This is a genomic window from Cupriavidus sp. SK-3 (assembly GCF_000611145.1).
Lineage (GTDB): Bacteria > Pseudomonadota > Gammaproteobacteria > Burkholderiales > Burkholderiaceae > Cupriavidus.
Genome location: NZ_JFJV02000231.1, coordinates 1 through 15,079, shown reverse-complemented (window position 1 = coordinate 15,079; position 15,079 = coordinate 1). Strand labels below are relative to the sequence as shown.

The following is a 15,079-nucleotide window of genomic DNA, read 5'->3' as shown; positions in this document are numbered from 1 at the left end:
ACACCTTCACGGCTCGCTTCGCATCGCTTGGAGGGCTCGCTTCGCATCGCGCGCCGATGTGGCCCGCTCGCTTTGCATTGGCATTGCTCGCGTTTTAACCCAGCACCCGCGGCGAAAATCCATGATTCAGCGGGCCATTGCCCGCTCCCAGGTCCAGGTCGGCTCCGGCCACGATCGCATCGGCCACAAAATCCAGCGCCACCTCCACCGCGTCCTCCAGCGTATCGCCGCGCGCGAGTTGTGCCGTGATGGCCGCCGCCAGCGTGCAGCCGGTGCCATGCAGGTTGCGGGTGTCCACGCGTGGATGGGAGAACACACGCACAGTGCCGTCGGCGCTCAGCAGCAGGTCGTCCAGGCCGGGATCTTCCGGATCCAGGTGCCCGCCCTTGAGCAGCACCGCCGGGCAGCCCAGCGCGGCCAGGTCGCGTGCCGCCTGCTCCATTTCGTCACGCCGGGTGATCTTGCGGCCCAGCAGATAGGACGCTTCCGGCAGGTTGGGCGTGACCAGCGCGGCGCGCGGGAACAGCAGGCCGACCATGGCCCGGGTGGTGGCGTCGTCCGCCAGTGTGGCCCCGGAGGTGGAAATCATCACGGGGTCCACCACCAGCCGGCGGATGCCGTGGCGGTCCAGCGCGGCGGCTACGGCTTCGACGATGGCCGCCGTGCCCAACATGCCGGTCTTGGCCGCATCCACCCCGATATCGCTGGCCACCGCGTCGATCTGCGCCGCCACCATGTCGGCCGGGATGGCGTGCACGCCGGTCACGCCCAGGGTGTTCTGGGCGGTGATGGCGGTGATCGCGCTCATGCCGAAGCAGCCCAGAGCAGCAAAGGTCTTGAGATCGGCCTGGATGCCGGCGCCGCCTCCCGAGTCGGAGCCGGCGATGGTCAGGGTGCGCGGGGGGCGGTGTGTCGTCTGGGTCATGTATCGGACGGGCGGCAAATAAAAAACGTGTTGGCGGCAATGCGCGGCGCCTTTTGGCAGGCTACAATACCGCCACTCCGAGGAGCGTTGCAACGAATGGACCCCATTGTGCCATTCGCCAGGCTCGGACTGTCTTCAACGGCGCTCGCTGATCCGTGGCACAAACACGGAGGCGAGTCGACCTATCCGCCCGTTATGCAAAGTGGCTTTTTCCGCCACGGCATGGCGCGGCCGTATCCCCCGCACTTGTCCTTCGTCGCCACTCTTCATCGGAGTGAAACATGAACGCAGTGACTGACCTCAAGAACGATTACCTGGTGGCTGACATCAACCTCGCAGGCTGGGGCCGCAAGGAAATCGCCATCGCCGAAACCGAAATGCCCGGCCTGATGGCCATCCGCGACGAGTTCGCCGCCGCCCAGCCCCTGAAGGGCGCGCGCATCGCCGGCTCGCTGCACATGACCATCCAGACCGCCGTGCTGATCGAGACGCTGGCCGCGCTCGGCGCCGACGTGCGCTGGGCTTCGTGCAACATCTTCTCGACCCAGGACCACGCTGCCGCGGCCATCGCCGCCTCGGGCACGCCGGTGTTCGCCTTCAAGGGCGAATCGCTGAAGGAATACTGGGACTTCACCCATCGCATCTTCGACTGGGCGGATGGCGGCACCCCCAACATGATCCTGGACGACGGCGGCGACGCCACGCTGCTGCTGCACCTGGGCGCCCGCGCCGAGAAGGACGCATCGCTGATCGCCAAGCCGGGCAGCGAGGAAGAAACCTTCCTGTTCGCCGCGATCAAGGAAAAGCTGGCCAAGGACCCGTCCTGGTACAGCCGCAACCTGGACGCCATCAAGGGCGTGACCGAGGAAACCACCACGGGCGTGCACCGCCTGTACCAGATGGCGCAAAAGGGCGAACTCAAGTTCCCCGCCATCAACGTCAACGACTCGGTGACCAAGAGCAAGTTCGACAACCTGTATGGCTGCCGTGAATCGCTGGTGGACGGCATCAAGCGCGCCACCGACGTGATGATCGCTGGCAAGGTCGCGCTGGTGGCAGGCTACGGCGACGTGGGCAAGGGCAGCGCGCAGGCACTGCGCGCCCTGTCGGCCCAGGTGTGGGTGACCGAAGTCGACCCGATCTGCGCACTGCAGGCCGCGATGGAAGGCTACCGCGTGGTGACCATGGAATACGCTGCCGACAAGGCCGACATCTTCGTCACCTGCACCGGCAACTACCACGTCATCACGCATGACCACATGGCCAAGATGAAGGACCAGGCCATCGTCTGCAACATCGGCCACTTCGACAACGAGATCGACATCGCCTCGCTGGAAAAGTACGAGTGGGACGAGATCAAGCCGCAGGTCGACCACGTGGTGTTCCCCGCGGTTGGCGATCAACCCAGCAAGAAGATCATCATCCTGGCCAAGGGCCGCCTGGTGAACCTGGGCTGCGGCACGGGCCACCCGTCGTACGTGATGAGCAGCTCGTTCGCCAACCAGACCATCGCCCAGATCGAACTGTGGCAGGAACGCGATAGCGGCAAGTACCCGGTCGGCGTCTACACGCTGCCCAAGCATCTGGACGAGAAGGTCGCGCGCCTGCAGCTGAAGAAGCTCAACGCGCAACTGTCCGAGCTGACCGAGCAGCAGGCAGCCTATATCGGCGTGAAGAAGGAAGGCCCGTACAAGGCCGATCACTACCGCTATTGATCTGCTGATCCGCTGATCAGCAGATCGGCAGATCAGCTTTTGATCTGCCTCTGACCGATCCCCGGATCGTCAACCCGCGGCGTGCCCACGCCGCGGGCGTCCTGCCCGGAATCCGTTTCACCCAAGCGAAGGAGTCGTCATGAGACTGTTGGCCGTCTGGATCATCAATGCCGCCGCGCTGTTCCTGGTGGGTAGCCTGATCGATGGGATTCATCTTGGCGGCTTCGGCTCGGCCATGATTGCCGCCCTGGTGCTCGGCCTGGTGAATACCTTGATCCGCCCGATCCTGGTGATCCTCACCTTGCCGGTGACGCTGCTGACGCTTGGCCTGTTTATCTTCGTGATCAACGCGCTGCTGTTCCTGTTCGTGGGCAAGCTGCTGGCCGGTTTCGTGGTCACCGGCTTTGGCGCGGCCTTGCTAGGCTCGATCCTCTACAGCGTGATCTCCTGGGCGCTGTCCAGCCTGCTGCTGGGCGAGCGCCGCAGCGCCTGACGCCTGCTGGCGTCCCATGCCAATTTTTCAGCGCGCCGCGCCATAGGCGGCGCGCCACCATCATGCAAGACCGCTACTTCAGCTTCGAATTCTTCCCGCCCAAGACGGCGGAGGGCGCCGAGAAGCTGCGCAACACGCGTGCGCAGCTCGCTCCGCTGCATCCCAAGTTCATCTCGGTGACGTTCGGCGCCGGCGGCACCACCCAGCAGGGCACGCTGGATGCCGTGCTGGAAATCCAGCGCGAAGGCATAGAGGCCGCGCCGCACCTGTCGTGCGTGGGTTCCTCGCGCGAGAGCATCCGCGAAATCCTCAAGACCTATCGCGATGGCGGCATCCGCCATATCGTGGCGCTGCGCGGCGACATGCCGTCGGGCATGGGCGAGATCGGCGAGTTCCGCTTTGCCAACGAGCTGGTGGAATTCATCCGCGCCGAAACCGGCGACTGGTTCAATATTGAAGTGGCGGCCTATCCCGAATACCACCCGCAGGCCAAGTCGCCGCGCCACGATCTCGAGAATTTCGAGCGCAAGGTCAAGGCCGGCGCCGACTCCGCCATCACCCAGTACTTCTTCAACGCCGACGCGTACTTCCGCTTCGTCGACGACGTGCGCGCCATGGGCGTGGAAGTGCCGATCGTGCCGGGCATCATGCCGATCACCAATTCCTCGCAGCTGATGCGCTTCTCCGAGATGTGCGGTGCCGAAGTGCCGCGCTGGGTGGCCAAGCGGCTGGAAGGCTTTGGCGACGACCGCGAATCGATCCGCGCCTTTGGCCTGGACGTGGTCACCGCGCTGTGCGAGCGTTTGCTGGCGGCCGGCGTACCGGGGCTGCATTTCTATACGCTCAACACGGCCAGCGCGACCAAGGCGATCTGGCAGCGCCTGAAGCTCTAAGGCATCTACCGGCGCCAGACGCGATGCCACGCCGCCCCGATCCCTTCATCGACCACCTGCTCGAACTGATGGGGCCGCTGGCGGCGCGCATCGGGCCGATCACCTCGCGCCGCATGTTCGGCGGCCATGCCTTGTACTACGACGGCCTGGTGTTCGCGCTGGTCCTGGGCGGGCGCTGCTTCCTGAAAGTCGACGACAGGACGCGCGCTCGTTTCAAGGCCGAGGGCGGCGAGCCGTTCCGCTACAACCGTGCCGGGCGCGAGATCGCCATGCTTCACTACCTGAGCGCGCCGCCGGCCTGCCTGGAGTCGGCCGAGGCCATGACGGCCTGGGCGCGGCTGTCGGTGGAATCCACGCTGCGGCTGGCCAACCAGGCCGGCTGAACGGCGGACCGGAACCCGTTCCGGCACCCGGCCGCGTGGTGGCATACTTTGGCTCATGGCCACCGCCGTCACCGCTACGTTTCGTTTCTACGAGGAACTGAACGACTTCCTGCCGCGTGCGCAGCGCGGGCTGGACTGCGTTTGCGCCTGCGCGCGCGCCGCCACCGTCAAGCACATGATCGAGGCGCTGGGGGTACCGCACACCGAGGTCGAACTGATCCTGGTGAACGGCGAGTCATGCGGATTCGAGCGCCTGCTGCAGGACGGCGACCGCGTGTCCGTCTATCCCAAGTTCGAAGCCTTCGACGTCACACCGCTGCTGCGCGTGCGCGGCGAGCCACTACGCACGACGCGCTTCGTTGCCGACGCCCACCTGGGCGGGCTGGCCCACCTGCTGCGGCTGACCGGCTTCGATACCCTTTACGACAACCATTTCGCCGATAGCGAGATCGAGGCCATCGCCATGCGCGAGGGACGCATCGTGCTCACGCGCGACCGCGAGCTGCTCAAGCGCCGCGGCGTGACCCACGGCTGCTATGTGCGCGCCATCAAGGCCACGCCGCAGTTGCGCGAGATCTTCGCGCGGCTGGACCTGGCCCGCAGCGCGCGGCCGTTCTCGCTGTGCCTGGATTGCAATGTGCCGCTGCTGGAGATCGGCAAGGCCGAGGTGGATGGTCGGGTGCCGGCGGGCGTGTTCGCGCGGCAGGAGCGGTTTGTTACGTGCGGATGTTGCCAGCGTGTGTTCTGGGAGGGGTCGCACTGGCGGCATATGCGCGAACTGGTGGATGAACTGGTGCCGGGCGGCCCGGATTGAGCCGGCGGATCAGAAGGCGCCGGCCTCGCTGACTATCCAGTCCATCGGCAGGTCGTGCGGTTGCGGCGCCAGCGCGATACGGCAGGCTTCGTAGCCGATGCCGATCGCCAGCGGTGTGCTGCCAGCGGCAGCCAGCGCCGCCAGCGTACGGTCATAGAAGCCGCCGCCATACCCCAGCCGGAACTTCTCCGGGCTGAAACCGACACAGGGAATAAGAAGGACATCGGGCAGCAGGGGCGGCGTGCCGTCCGGCACGGGAATCCCATAGTGCCCGGCGACCATTGGCGTCGCCGGCTCCCACAAATGGAAGTCCAGCGGTACGCCCGGCCGGCTGACCACCGGCAGGGCCGCCTGGCGCGCGGGGGCTCCGGCGAGCCAGCGCGAGACCACCGCGCGGGCATCGAATTCCTGCTGGATCGGCCAGTAGAAACCCAGGCGATGCACCGGCAGGCGGTCCAGCAGGGTGGCGAGGGCGGCCTCGATGGCGGCGTCGGCGCCGGGGCGCCACGGCAGCGTGGCGCGCAGCGCCAGCAAATGGCGGCGCAGTGCCCCGCGCTCCGTGGCGGGGTCTGGCCTGGCGGGCTCGCGAGAAGGGGGGCGAACGTCGTCGCTGGGCATGACTGCGTGGGATAATGTCTGCGATTGACCAAACATTGCACGGCCGGATAGGCGCCCCCCGAAGGGGTTGCCCGACCGTCACAACAAGGAAGAAGAATGCCGAAGGGAGTATATCCGCAGCGTGCGGCCAAGGCCGCCCTGGCGGCAATCGCGTGCGCACTGCTCGCCACGCCGGTATTTGCGCAGAAGAAGCCCCAGCCGCAACCGCAACCGCAGTCGCTCACCATCCCGAGCAACCCCGACGACGCTTTCGTGGCGCTGCGCGAAGCCGCCCGCAAGAACGACGTGGTCCGCGCCGACGCCATCTCGGCCACCCTGGTGGACTACCCGATCTCGTCCTACGTCGAGTACTTCCGCATCAAGCCGCAGATGTTCGACGCCAGCGGCCTGGCCCGCATCGACGCCCCCGACGACCAGGTGCGCGCTTTCCTGCAGCGCTACAAGGGCGAAGCCATTGCCGACCGCATGCGCAACGACTGGCTGCTGGTGCTGGGCAAGAAGCGCGACTGGGCCAATTTCGACGTCGAATACCCGCAGTTCGTGCTCAAGGACGATACGCAGGTCGAATGCTATGCGCTGTTGTCGCGTGCGCTCAAGGGCCAGAACGTGGCGGCGGATGCACGCGCCGCGCTGAGCGATCCGAGGTACTACGGCGAAGGCTGTGTCGACCTGATCGGCTACCTGGTGCAAAGCCGCCAGATCGAGCCCAGCGACGTGGCCTTCCAGGCGCGCCAGGCGCTCGAGCAGAACTATGTGACCCTGGCCGCGCGCATCGCCGCCACCGCGCCCGACACACGCGGCGACAGCAACACGCTCGCCACCGTGGTCAAGATGGCGCGCAACGATCCCGCCCAGGCCGCGGCCTACCTGAGCGCCAACGCCGGCAGCCTGTCGCGCGACGAGCAGGGCTCCGGCTGGGGCGTGATCGGCCAGTTCGCGGCCAAGAAGCTGGCGCCCGAAGCCGCCGGCTACTACCGCCGCCAGATCGACCAGGGCGGCAACCAGTGGCTGTCCGACGAAACCCAGGAGTGGCGCGTGCGCGCCGCGCTGCGCCAGGGCGACTGGAAGCAGGTGCGCCAGGCGGTGGAACTGATGCGCCCCGAACTGCGCGCCAAGGACCCGGCCTGGACCTACTGGTACGGCCGCGCGCTCAAGGCAGACAACCGTGGCGCCGAGGCCGAGAAGCAGTTCCAGTCGATTGCCGGCCAGTTCAACTTCTACGGCCAGCTGGCCAGCGAGGAACTGGGCAATCGCATCGTGCTGCCGGCCCGCACCCAGGTCAGCGATGCCGAGACCAACGCCATGCGCACCCGCCCGGGCTTCCTGCGGGCGCAGAAGCTCTACGATCTCAACCTGCGCTTCGAGGGCAACCGCGAGTGGAACTGGGAGCTGCGCGGCATGACTGACCGCCAGCTGCTGGCCGCCGCCGACTACGCCCGCCGCATCGAGCTGCTGGACCGCGCCGTCAACACCGCCGACCGCACCCAGGCCGAGCACGACTTCTCGCTGCGCTTCCTGATGCCGTACCGCGACATCATGCAGCGTGCCACCGACGAAGTGGGCCTGGACATGGCATGGGCCTACGGCCTGGTGCGCCAGGAATCGCGCTTCATCATGAACGCGCGCTCCTCGGCGGGCGCCCACGGGCTGATGCAGGTGATGCCGGCCACCGCCAAGTGGGTCGCACGCAAGATCGGCATGTCGGACTTCTCGCCGTCGATGATGAGCGATCCCAATGTCAACATCATGCTCGGCACCAACTACATGAGCATGGTCTTTACCGACCTGGACAGTTCCTGGACGCTGGCATCGGCCGCCTACAACGCGGGTCCCGGCCGACCCAAGAGCTGGCGCTCCAGCCTGCAGCGCCAGGTCGAGGGCGCGATCTTCGCCGAGACCATTCCTTTTTCGGAGACCCGGACCTACGTCAAGAACGTGCTGTCCAACGCCACGTACTATGCTGCATTGATGAGCGGCCGGCCGCAGTCGCTCAAGGACCGCCTGGGCACGGTGGCACCGTCGCAGATCACCACCACCAGCCTGCCCTGAGCCTCAGGGGCGCGCGGTCTGCCGGCCAATGCGGTTGCCGGTGCGTTCACCAGCCCTGGGGACGCGCCAGTCATGCCTTGCCACGGAGAAATCCATGCAGATCAGCAATGTTCTAGTGATCGGAGGGGCCGGCTTCGTCGGCAGTCATCTGGTAGCCCGGCTTGCAGGCGTTGCCACCGCGTCGGCCACTCCTCTGGAGCCTGGCACCGTCGTGGAGCCGCCCCTCGACCCTGAACGCATCGTGGTCGCCACCCGTGACGCCGAGCACGCGCAGCACCTGCTGCTGCTGCCACGGGTGGAGGTGACCGGGCTGGACGTGAGAAACGATGTCGCGCTGGACGCGGCCATCGGCACGCTCGGCACCGAGGGCATCGTCGTCAACCTGGTCGGGATTCTCCACGGCGAACGCGCCGAGCCCTACGGCGAGGCTTTCGCCTTTGCGCATGTGGAGGTGCCGCGGCGCATCGTGGAATCCTGCAGGCGCACCGGTGTCCGCAGGCTGTTGCACATGAGCGCGCTGGGCGCCGACAGCTCGGGCCCGTCGATGTACCTGCGCAGCAAGGGCGACGGCGAGCGCGTCGTGCGCGACAGCGGCCTGGACTGGACCATCGTCCGGCCGTCCGTGATCTTCGGCCCCGACGATCATTTCCTCAATCTCTTCGCCCATATGCAGCAACTGGCGCCGGTGGTGCCGCTGGCCTGCGCGCAGGCGAAATTCCAGCCGGTGTACGTGGAGGACGTGGCGCAGGCCTTCGTCAACGCCATGGCCGCGCCGGCTACCATCGGCCGCGCCTACGACCTGGCGGGACCGCAGGTCTATACGCTGGAGGAGCTGGTGCGCTATGCCGGCCGCGCCAGCGGCCATCCGCGCCCGGTCCTGCACCTGCCTGACGCGCTCGCGCGCGTGCAGGCGGCCATGCTGGAACATTTGCCGGGCGCGCCGGTAATGTCGCGCGACAACCTCGACTCCATGCGGCTCGACAACGTCATGCACGGGCCTATCGCGCCCGAACTTGGCCTGCGCCAGCCGGTGGGGCTCGAAGTGGTGATGACCGACGTGCTGGCGGGCCGTGGGCACGAAAGCTATATGCAGGTTCTGCGGCGTAGCGTATATCGCTGAGCCATCAGCCGCCCGGCGCGGCCGGGCGCAGGTTGATCAGGCACCTGGCCAGGCTGCCCGCTTGTGACCTGGTTTCACATCGCTGCGAGCGTAATTCGCTTTGAGGGGCTCGGCGCGGCTGGCTACAATGGTTCGTTCGCCGGCGCGTTGTCCCGCCCGCTCCATCGCGTGGCGGTTTGCCCCGGCCTCACTCTCCCCCATGTTTCCTGCAAGGATTTCGCGATGAAGCTCGTCATCGGCAACAAGAACTACTCGTCCTGGTCGCTGCGCCCCTGGTTGCTGATGCAGCATGCCGGCATCGCCTTCGAGGAAATCAAGGTGCGCCTGTTCGCGCCGGGGTTTGAGGAAGTCATCGCGCAGCACTCGCCCACGGGCAAGGTGCCGGTGCTGGTCGATGGCGACATCACCGTGTGGGATACGCTGTCGATTGCCGAATACCTGGCCGAATCCTTCCCCGAGAAGCAACTGTGGCCGGCCGACCGCGCGCAGCGGGCGTACGCGCGCTCGATCTGCGCCGAGATGCATTCGGGTTTCGTCAACCTGCGCAGCCAGTTGCCGATGAACGTCACCGCGGTGCTGCCGGGCCGCGGCTGGAACGTGGCGGTGCAGCGCGATGTCAGCCGCATCGCCACAATCTGGTCCGAACTGCGCGCGCGCCATGCCGCCGACGGTCCGTTCCTGTTCGGCACCTTCACCATCGCCGATGCGTACTTCGCGCCGGTGGTCAGCCGCTTTGCCACCTATGGCATCCACCTGCCCGATGCCGCCAAGCAATACGCGGACTTCATGCTCGCGCTGCCGGCCATGCAGGCCTGGATCGCCGATGCGCGCGAAGAGCGCGATTTCCTGGCGTCCGACGAGCCCTACCGGCTGGCCCCCGATCGCGCCGACGCGATCGTGATCAACCATTGAGCATGTCCATGCAGGTGTATGCCGTAGGCGGTGCCATCCGCGACGCCCTGCTGGGCCAGCCCAGCCAGGACCGCGACTACGTCGTGGTGGGCGCGACCCCGGCCGAGATGGAAGCCGCTGGCTACAAGCCGGTGGGCAAGGATTTCCCGGTCTTTCTCCATCCCCGGACCAGGGAGGAGTACGCGCTCGCCCGCACCGAGCGCAAGACCGCGGCCGGTTACAAGGGCTTTGCTTTCTACTGCTCGCCGGACGTGACGCTGGAAGACGACCTGGTGCGGCGCGACCTCACCATCAACGCCATGGCGCAGGCGGTGGACGACGACGGCGCGCTCGCCGGTCCCGTGATCGATCCCTACGGCGGACGGCGCGACCTTGCCGCGCGGCAGTTCCGGCATGTGTCGGACGCCTTTGCCGAAGATCCGGTACGCATCCTGCGCGTGGCGCGCTTTGCCGCGCGTTTCATCGATTTCACCGTGGCGCCCGAGACGCTGGTGCTGATGCGGCGCATGGTGGAGGCCGGCGAGGTCGACGCGCTGGTGGCCGAGCGCGTCTGGCAGGAACTCGCGCGCGGCCTGATGGAGGCGCGGCCCTCGCGCATGTTCGAGGTGCTGCGCGAATGCGGCGCGCTGGCGCGCCTGCTGCCCGAGCTGGACCGGCTGTGGGGCGTGCCGCAGCGCGCCGATTACCATCCCGAGGTGGATACCGGGGTGCACGTGATGATGGTGGTGGATACCGCCGCCACCATGGGAGGCTCGCTGGCGATGCGCTTTGCCGCGCTGGCGCATGACCTGGGCAAAGGCACTACGCCGGATGATGTGCTGCCGCGCCATCTCGGGCATGAGCAACGCAGCGTGGAATTGCTCGAAGCCGTCTGCAAGCGCCTGCGCGTGCCGACCGACTGCCGCGATCTGGCGGTGGTGGTGGCGCGTGAGCACGGCAATATCCATCGTTCGGAGGCGTTCGGCGCGGCGGCATTGACGCGCCTGCTGGAGCGTTGCGATGCATTGCGCAAGCCGGCGCGTTTTGCTGAAGCGCTGCAGGCATGCGAGGCCGATGCGCGCGGGCGGCTCGGGTTCGAGGACCGGGAGTATCCGCAGGCGGCGCGGCTATTGATGGCGCTGGAGGCGGCGGCTTCGGTGGATGCGGGCGCGGTGGCGCGGGAATGCGCCGACAACGTCAGCCTGATCAGGGATCGCGTGCATGCGGCGCGGGTGGCGGCGGTGGCGGCGCGGCTGGGAGAGTAGGGGCCGCTACAGCAGCTTCCCTACCAGCAACGCCACCATCGACAGCAAGATCGTCGACGCAAACGGCAACACAATCTCCCGTCCGAACAACCGGAACCGCAGGTCTCCCGGCAACCGGCCCAGCCCCAGCTTTTGCAGCCACGGCAGCGCCGCCGATAGCACGATGACGGCCAGGAAGATGGTGAAAGTCCAGCGCAGCATGTTGGCGTGCCTGAGGTGAGGTGCCCGGACTATAGCGCGTGGCTGCGGTCGCCGCGCGCGAATCCCGCCAGCGGCAGCGCCGCATCGAAGTCGCGGGTCAGCGCGATGACCTTGAACAGCTCGCCCATTTCGGCCTCGGACAGCAGCTTTTGCACCGCATTGGCCGCAGGCAGGAAATTCCGCGTGTCGTTGGGGTCCAGCGCCATCAGCAACTCGGTGATGCCGGCATTCATCAGGAAGCGCGCCTGCGAGGCGAAGCCGGCGACGGTCAGCCCGGCATCGGCGGCGGCGTGGGCGATACCGCTGAAGTTGACGTGGGCGGTGATGTCCTGCAGGCCGGGGTAGAGGAAGGGATCCGGGTGGGCGTGATGGCGGTAGTGGCACATCAGCGTGCCGCCGACCCGCTGCGGATGGTAATACTCCGCGGCGGGAAAGCCGTAGTCGATCAGGAATACCGCGCCACGCGTCAGCATCGTACCCACCGCCCGCATGAAGCCCTCCGCCTCGGCGTGGGTTTCGGTGACGATGTCGTGGTCGCCGGGCACGGCGTGCAGCGCTTCGGGCAGGGCGTCGGCCGCCACCGGGCGGTCGGAAAAGACAAAGGCGGCGTCCGTTTCACCGGCATCGTCGTCCCGGCGGGCTACGCCGCGCTCCAGCCAGCGGCCATGGCTGCGGGCAAACAGCCGCACCGGCATGGCATCGAGCACTTCATTGCCGACGACGATCCCTTCGAAATGTCCGGGCAGCGTATCCAGCCAGCTCACGCGCGGCGCCAGGTGCGGGGCGCGTTCGGCCAGCGTGGCCTGCTGGCGCGCGCGCAGCTCGCCGGACAGTTCGACGATGGCGTAGCGCTCGGGCAACTGGCCTTCCTGCTCCAGCGCGAGCAACAGGTCGGCGGCGAGCCGGCCGGTGCCCGCGCCGAATTCCAGCAGCTGCGACAGGCCCTGCGCCAGCAGCGGCGCGAACTGGCGTGCGAGCGTGCGGGCGAAGAACGGGCTCAGTTCGGGGGCGGTGATGAAGTCGCTGCCGTCGCGCGCGTCGCGGCCGAACTTGGCGGCGCCGCCGCTGTAGTAGCCCAGGCCGGGCGCATATAGCGCAAGCGCCATATAACGGTCGAAACCAAGCCAGCCGCCTGCGTCGTCGATGGCCTGGCCGATGTGCGCGGTCAGCGCGGCGGACGCCGAGAGTGCGTCCGCGGGGGGAAGGGGTAAACTAGCGCCTTTGTGCATACCGCGATTGTAGCAATGCCAGCCTCCGAATCTCCTGACTCCGCATCGCCTGCCGGCGCCACCGCCACCGCAGCCTCCGCTACCGCCGCGCGCGGCGTTGCGCTCGTGACCGGCGCCGCGCGCCGGCTCGGGCGCGTGATCGCGCTGGAACTGGCCGCCCACGGCTGGGACGTGGCGGTCCACTGCCACCGCTCGCTGGCCGAGGCCGAGGCGCTGGCCGGGCAGATCCGCGCCGGCGGCCGCCGGGCGGCGGTGCTGCAGGCTGACCTGGCCGACGAGGCGTCCACCGCCAGACTGATCGCTGCCTGCAGCGAAGCGCTGGGCGTGCCGACCTGCCTGGTCAACAATGCCTCGCTGTTCCAATATGACGTGGCGACCAGCTTTTCCTATGCCTCGCTCGACACGCATATGCGCACCAATGTGGCCGCGCCGCTGCTGCTGGCGCGTGAAATGCACCGGGCGCTGTCGGACAAGCAGCGCGGCGTGGTAATCAACCTGCTTGACCAGAAGCTGGATAACCTCAATCCGGATTTCCTGTCATACACGCTGTCCAAGGCGGCGCTGCAGACCGCCACGGTACAACTGGCCCAGGCCCTGGCGCCGAAGTTGCGCGTGGTGGGCGTGGCGCCGGGCATCACCATGGTTTCGGGCGACCAGTCGAGCCCCGGCTTCAAGCGCGCCCACCGCATGACGCCGCTGGGCCAGTCGTCCACGCCCGAGGACATCGCGCAGGCCGTGGCCTACCTGGCCGAGGCGCGCGCCGTGACCGGCACCACGCTTTACGTCGACGGCGGCCAGCACCTGATGCCGCTCGCGCGCGACGTGATGTTCCTGACCGAATGACGTATCCGGCGCGCGCCCCAGACCGCGCGTGCCTTTTCCTACTTTTTCCCCTCTCTCCATCATGACCATGCTCGCCGCCCTCACACACCCCAGCCTGCAGGACTGCCGCCGCATGTTCCTGCGCAACTACGAAGTGCAGATCAATATCGGCGTGCACGAATTCGAGAAAAAAGGTGAGCAGCGCGTGCTGATCAATATCGACCTGTTCGTGCCGCTGGCCCAGAGCACGCCGCACGACGACAAGCTGCAGGAAGTGGTGGACTATGACTTCATGCGCAATACCGTTGCCGAGCGCATGGCGCAAGGCCACGTCCACCTGCAGGAAACGCTGTGCGACGACGTGGCGCGCGCCATGCTCAAGCACCCCAAGGTGCGCGCCGTGCGCGTATCGACCGAAAAGCCCGACGTCTACCCGGACTGCGATTCTGTCGGCGTCGAGGTTTTCCATATCAAGAGCGAGTAAGCGAGTAAGCCGCCGGCGCGGGGAGGCCGGCCACGGTAAAATAGCCGGTTGTCCGGCCCGGCAGCCTGCATGTGATGCAGCTGCCGCACTGTGCGCCGCTTCGCCCTTCGCTTTGTTGTCTCCGTCGCCCTGTCGCCCTATCGCCATGACCGCCACCACGCATTCCAAGAACTTCTTCCGCCTGGAAACCTATCTCCAGTCGCAGACGGGCCGTGCCATCGGCGATTTCAAGATGATCGAGGATGGCGACACGGTGCTGGTGTGCCTGTCTGGCGGCAAGGACTCGTACACCATGCTGTCGGTGCTGATGGCGCTGCAGAAGCGCGCGCCGGTCAAGTTCAAGCTGATCGCGATGAACCTTGACCAGAAGCAGCCGGGCTTCCCCGCGCATATCCTGCCCGCCTACCTGAAATCGGTGGGGGTGGAATATGTGATCGTCGACGCGGATACCTATTCGATCGTCAAGGAGAAGGTGCCCGAGGGCAAGACCACCTGCTCGCTGTGCTCGCGGTTGCGCCGTGGCGTGATCTATCGCACCGCCAAGGAGCTGGGTGCCAACAAGATCGCGCTGGGCCACCACCGCGACGACATCATCCAGACCTTTTTCCTGAACCTGTTCTTCGGCGGCAAGATGAAGGCGATGCCGCCCAAGCTGGCCACCGACGACGGCCAGCATATCGTGATCCGTCCGCTGGCTTACTGCCCGGAAAAGGACATCGCCGCCTACGCGCGCGCCATGGAGTACCCCATTATTCCTTGCAATCTGTGCGGTTCGCAGGAGAACTTGCAGCGCAAGAAGGTCAAGGAGATGCTGGTCGAGTGGGAGCGGCAGAATCCGGGCCGCACCGACAATATCTTTGCCGCGCTGCGTAGTGTGGTGCCTTCGCATCTGGCAGATACGGATTTGTTTGACTTCAATGGGCTGGCTACCGGGTTGGCGAAGGTGGATGAGGCTGCGCTGTTTGGGGAGACCACCTTTTCGCAGCAGCCGTTGGTTTTTGCTGGCGGGATGGAGGAGAACAAGTTGGAGTTTGTTAGGTTTGAGAAGGGGGTGGGGGGTGGGGTTGTTGTTGAGTGAGGGTTTGTTGTTGGTTGCAACTGCAACTTCAACTTCAACTGCTTAACGTCAACGTCAACGTCAACGTCAAAGGCTTAAAGGCTTAAAGTCAAAGGCAGT

At 66.6% G+C, this 15,079-nt stretch carries 16 protein-coding genes and 1 riboswitch; of the genes, 12 read left to right on the top strand and 4 right to left on the bottom strand.

All coding sequences use genetic code 11. The features are described from left to right. Positions 1 to 94: 94 nt before the first annotated feature. Positions 95 to 925 (bottom strand): bifunctional hydroxymethylpyrimidine kinase/phosphomethylpyrimidine kinase, encoded by an 831-nt coding sequence (thiD, locus tag CF70_RS23555; RefSeq protein WP_035870443.1) that lies wholly within the window; start codon positions 923 to 925, stop codon positions 95 to 97. 73 nt (positions 926 to 998) lie between these two features. Beyond that, a riboswitch (S-adenosyl-L-homocysteine riboswitch) is annotated at positions 999 to 1,079 on the top strand. 127 nt (positions 1,080 to 1,206) lie between these two features. Here thiD and ahcY point away from each other — a divergent pair. The 5 genes from ahcY (at position 1,207) to CF70_RS23530 (ending at position 5,223) form a co-directional block, all read left to right on the top strand. After that, on the top strand, positions 1,207 to 2,640 hold the full coding sequence (gene ahcY, locus CF70_RS23550; protein WP_035870442.1) for an adenosylhomocysteinase: 1,434 nt from the start codon (positions 1,207 to 1,209) through the stop codon (positions 2,638 to 2,640). A 139-nt stretch (positions 2,641 to 2,779) separates the two neighbouring features. Next, a complete protein-coding gene (locus tag CF70_RS23545; protein WP_035870441.1) occupies positions 2,780 to 3,133 on the top strand; it encodes a phage holin family protein in 354 nt (117 codons plus the stop codon). 62 nt (positions 3,134 to 3,195) lie between these two features. Then, a complete protein-coding gene (metF, locus tag CF70_RS23540; protein ID WP_035870440.1) occupies positions 3,196 to 4,026 on the top strand; it encodes a methylenetetrahydrofolate reductase [NAD(P)H] in 831 nt (276 codons plus the stop codon). A 23-nt stretch (positions 4,027 to 4,049) separates the two neighbouring features. Beyond that, positions 4,050 to 4,409 (top strand): TfoX/Sxy family protein, encoded by a 360-nt coding sequence (locus CF70_RS23535; protein WP_035870439.1) that lies wholly within the window; start codon positions 4,050 to 4,052, stop codon positions 4,407 to 4,409. A gap of 55 nt (positions 4,410 to 4,464) precedes the next feature. Further along, complete coding sequence (locus tag CF70_RS23530) at positions 4,465 to 5,223, top strand: Mut7-C RNAse domain-containing protein (protein ID WP_035870437.1); 759 nt, start codon at positions 4,465 to 4,467, stop codon at positions 5,221 to 5,223. A gap of 9 nt (positions 5,224 to 5,232) precedes the next feature. Here the strand turns inward: CF70_RS23530 and CF70_RS23525 are convergent, their stop codons facing one another. Beyond that, positions 5,233 to 5,841: a 5-formyltetrahydrofolate cyclo-ligase gene (locus CF70_RS23525; protein ID WP_051648856.1), complete on the bottom strand. Its 609-nt coding sequence runs from the start codon at positions 5,839 to 5,841 to the stop codon at positions 5,233 to 5,235. Positions 5,842 to 5,937: 96 nt separating this feature from the next. Here CF70_RS23525 and CF70_RS23520 point away from each other — a divergent pair, with 96 nt between their 5' ends. The 4 genes from CF70_RS23520 to CF70_RS23505 all read left to right on the top strand — a co-directional run bounded on the left by CF70_RS23520 (position 5,938) and on the right by CF70_RS23505 (position 11,166). Next, positions 5,938 to 7,890: a lytic transglycosylase domain-containing protein gene (locus CF70_RS23520; RefSeq protein WP_035870435.1), complete on the top strand. Its 1,953-nt coding sequence runs from the start codon at positions 5,938 to 5,940 to the stop codon at positions 7,888 to 7,890. 94 nt (positions 7,891 to 7,984) lie between these two features. Next, positions 7,985 to 9,010, top strand: coding sequence for a complex I NDUFA9 subunit family protein (locus CF70_RS23515; RefSeq protein ID WP_035870433.1), 1,026 nt, complete (start codon positions 7,985 to 7,987; stop codon positions 9,008 to 9,010). Between the two features lie 222 nt (positions 9,011 to 9,232). Next, complete coding sequence (locus tag CF70_RS23510; RefSeq protein WP_035870432.1) at positions 9,233 to 9,922, top strand: glutathione S-transferase family protein; 690 nt, start codon at positions 9,233 to 9,235, stop codon at positions 9,920 to 9,922. Positions 9,923 to 9,930: 8 nt separating this feature from the next. Then, on the top strand, positions 9,931 to 11,166 hold the full coding sequence (locus CF70_RS23505) for a multifunctional CCA addition/repair protein (protein WP_035870444.1): 1,236 nt from the start codon (positions 9,931 to 9,933) through the stop codon (positions 11,164 to 11,166). A gap of 6 nt (positions 11,167 to 11,172) precedes the next feature. On the opposite strand, the gene CF70_RS23500 is transcribed toward CF70_RS23505, so the two are convergent. Further along, positions 11,173 to 11,367 (bottom strand): DUF2905 domain-containing protein, encoded by a 195-nt coding sequence (locus tag CF70_RS23500; protein WP_035870430.1) that lies wholly within the window; start codon positions 11,365 to 11,367, stop codon positions 11,173 to 11,175. A 29-nt stretch (positions 11,368 to 11,396) separates the two neighbouring features. Then, on the bottom strand, positions 11,397 to 12,596 hold the full coding sequence (locus CF70_RS23495; protein ID WP_035870429.1) for a class I SAM-dependent methyltransferase: 1,200 nt from the start codon (positions 12,594 to 12,596) through the stop codon (positions 11,397 to 11,399). Between the two features lie 15 nt (positions 12,597 to 12,611). Between CF70_RS23495 and CF70_RS23490 the strand changes: the two genes are divergently transcribed. From CF70_RS23490 to ttcA, 3 genes are all read left to right on the top strand, one after another. Next, a complete protein-coding gene (locus tag CF70_RS23490) occupies positions 12,612 to 13,439 on the top strand; it encodes an SDR family oxidoreductase (RefSeq protein ID WP_035870427.1) in 828 nt (275 codons plus the stop codon). Positions 13,440 to 13,500: 61 nt separating this feature from the next. After that, positions 13,501 to 13,902, top strand: coding sequence for a dihydroneopterin aldolase (locus CF70_RS23485; protein WP_035870426.1), 402 nt, complete (start codon positions 13,501 to 13,503; stop codon positions 13,900 to 13,902). A 145-nt stretch (positions 13,903 to 14,047) separates the two neighbouring features. Beyond that, positions 14,048 to 14,980 (top strand): tRNA 2-thiocytidine(32) synthetase TtcA, encoded by a 933-nt coding sequence (ttcA, locus tag CF70_RS23480; protein WP_035870424.1) that lies wholly within the window; start codon positions 14,048 to 14,050, stop codon positions 14,978 to 14,980. Positions 14,981 to 15,079: the final 99 nt, after the last annotated feature.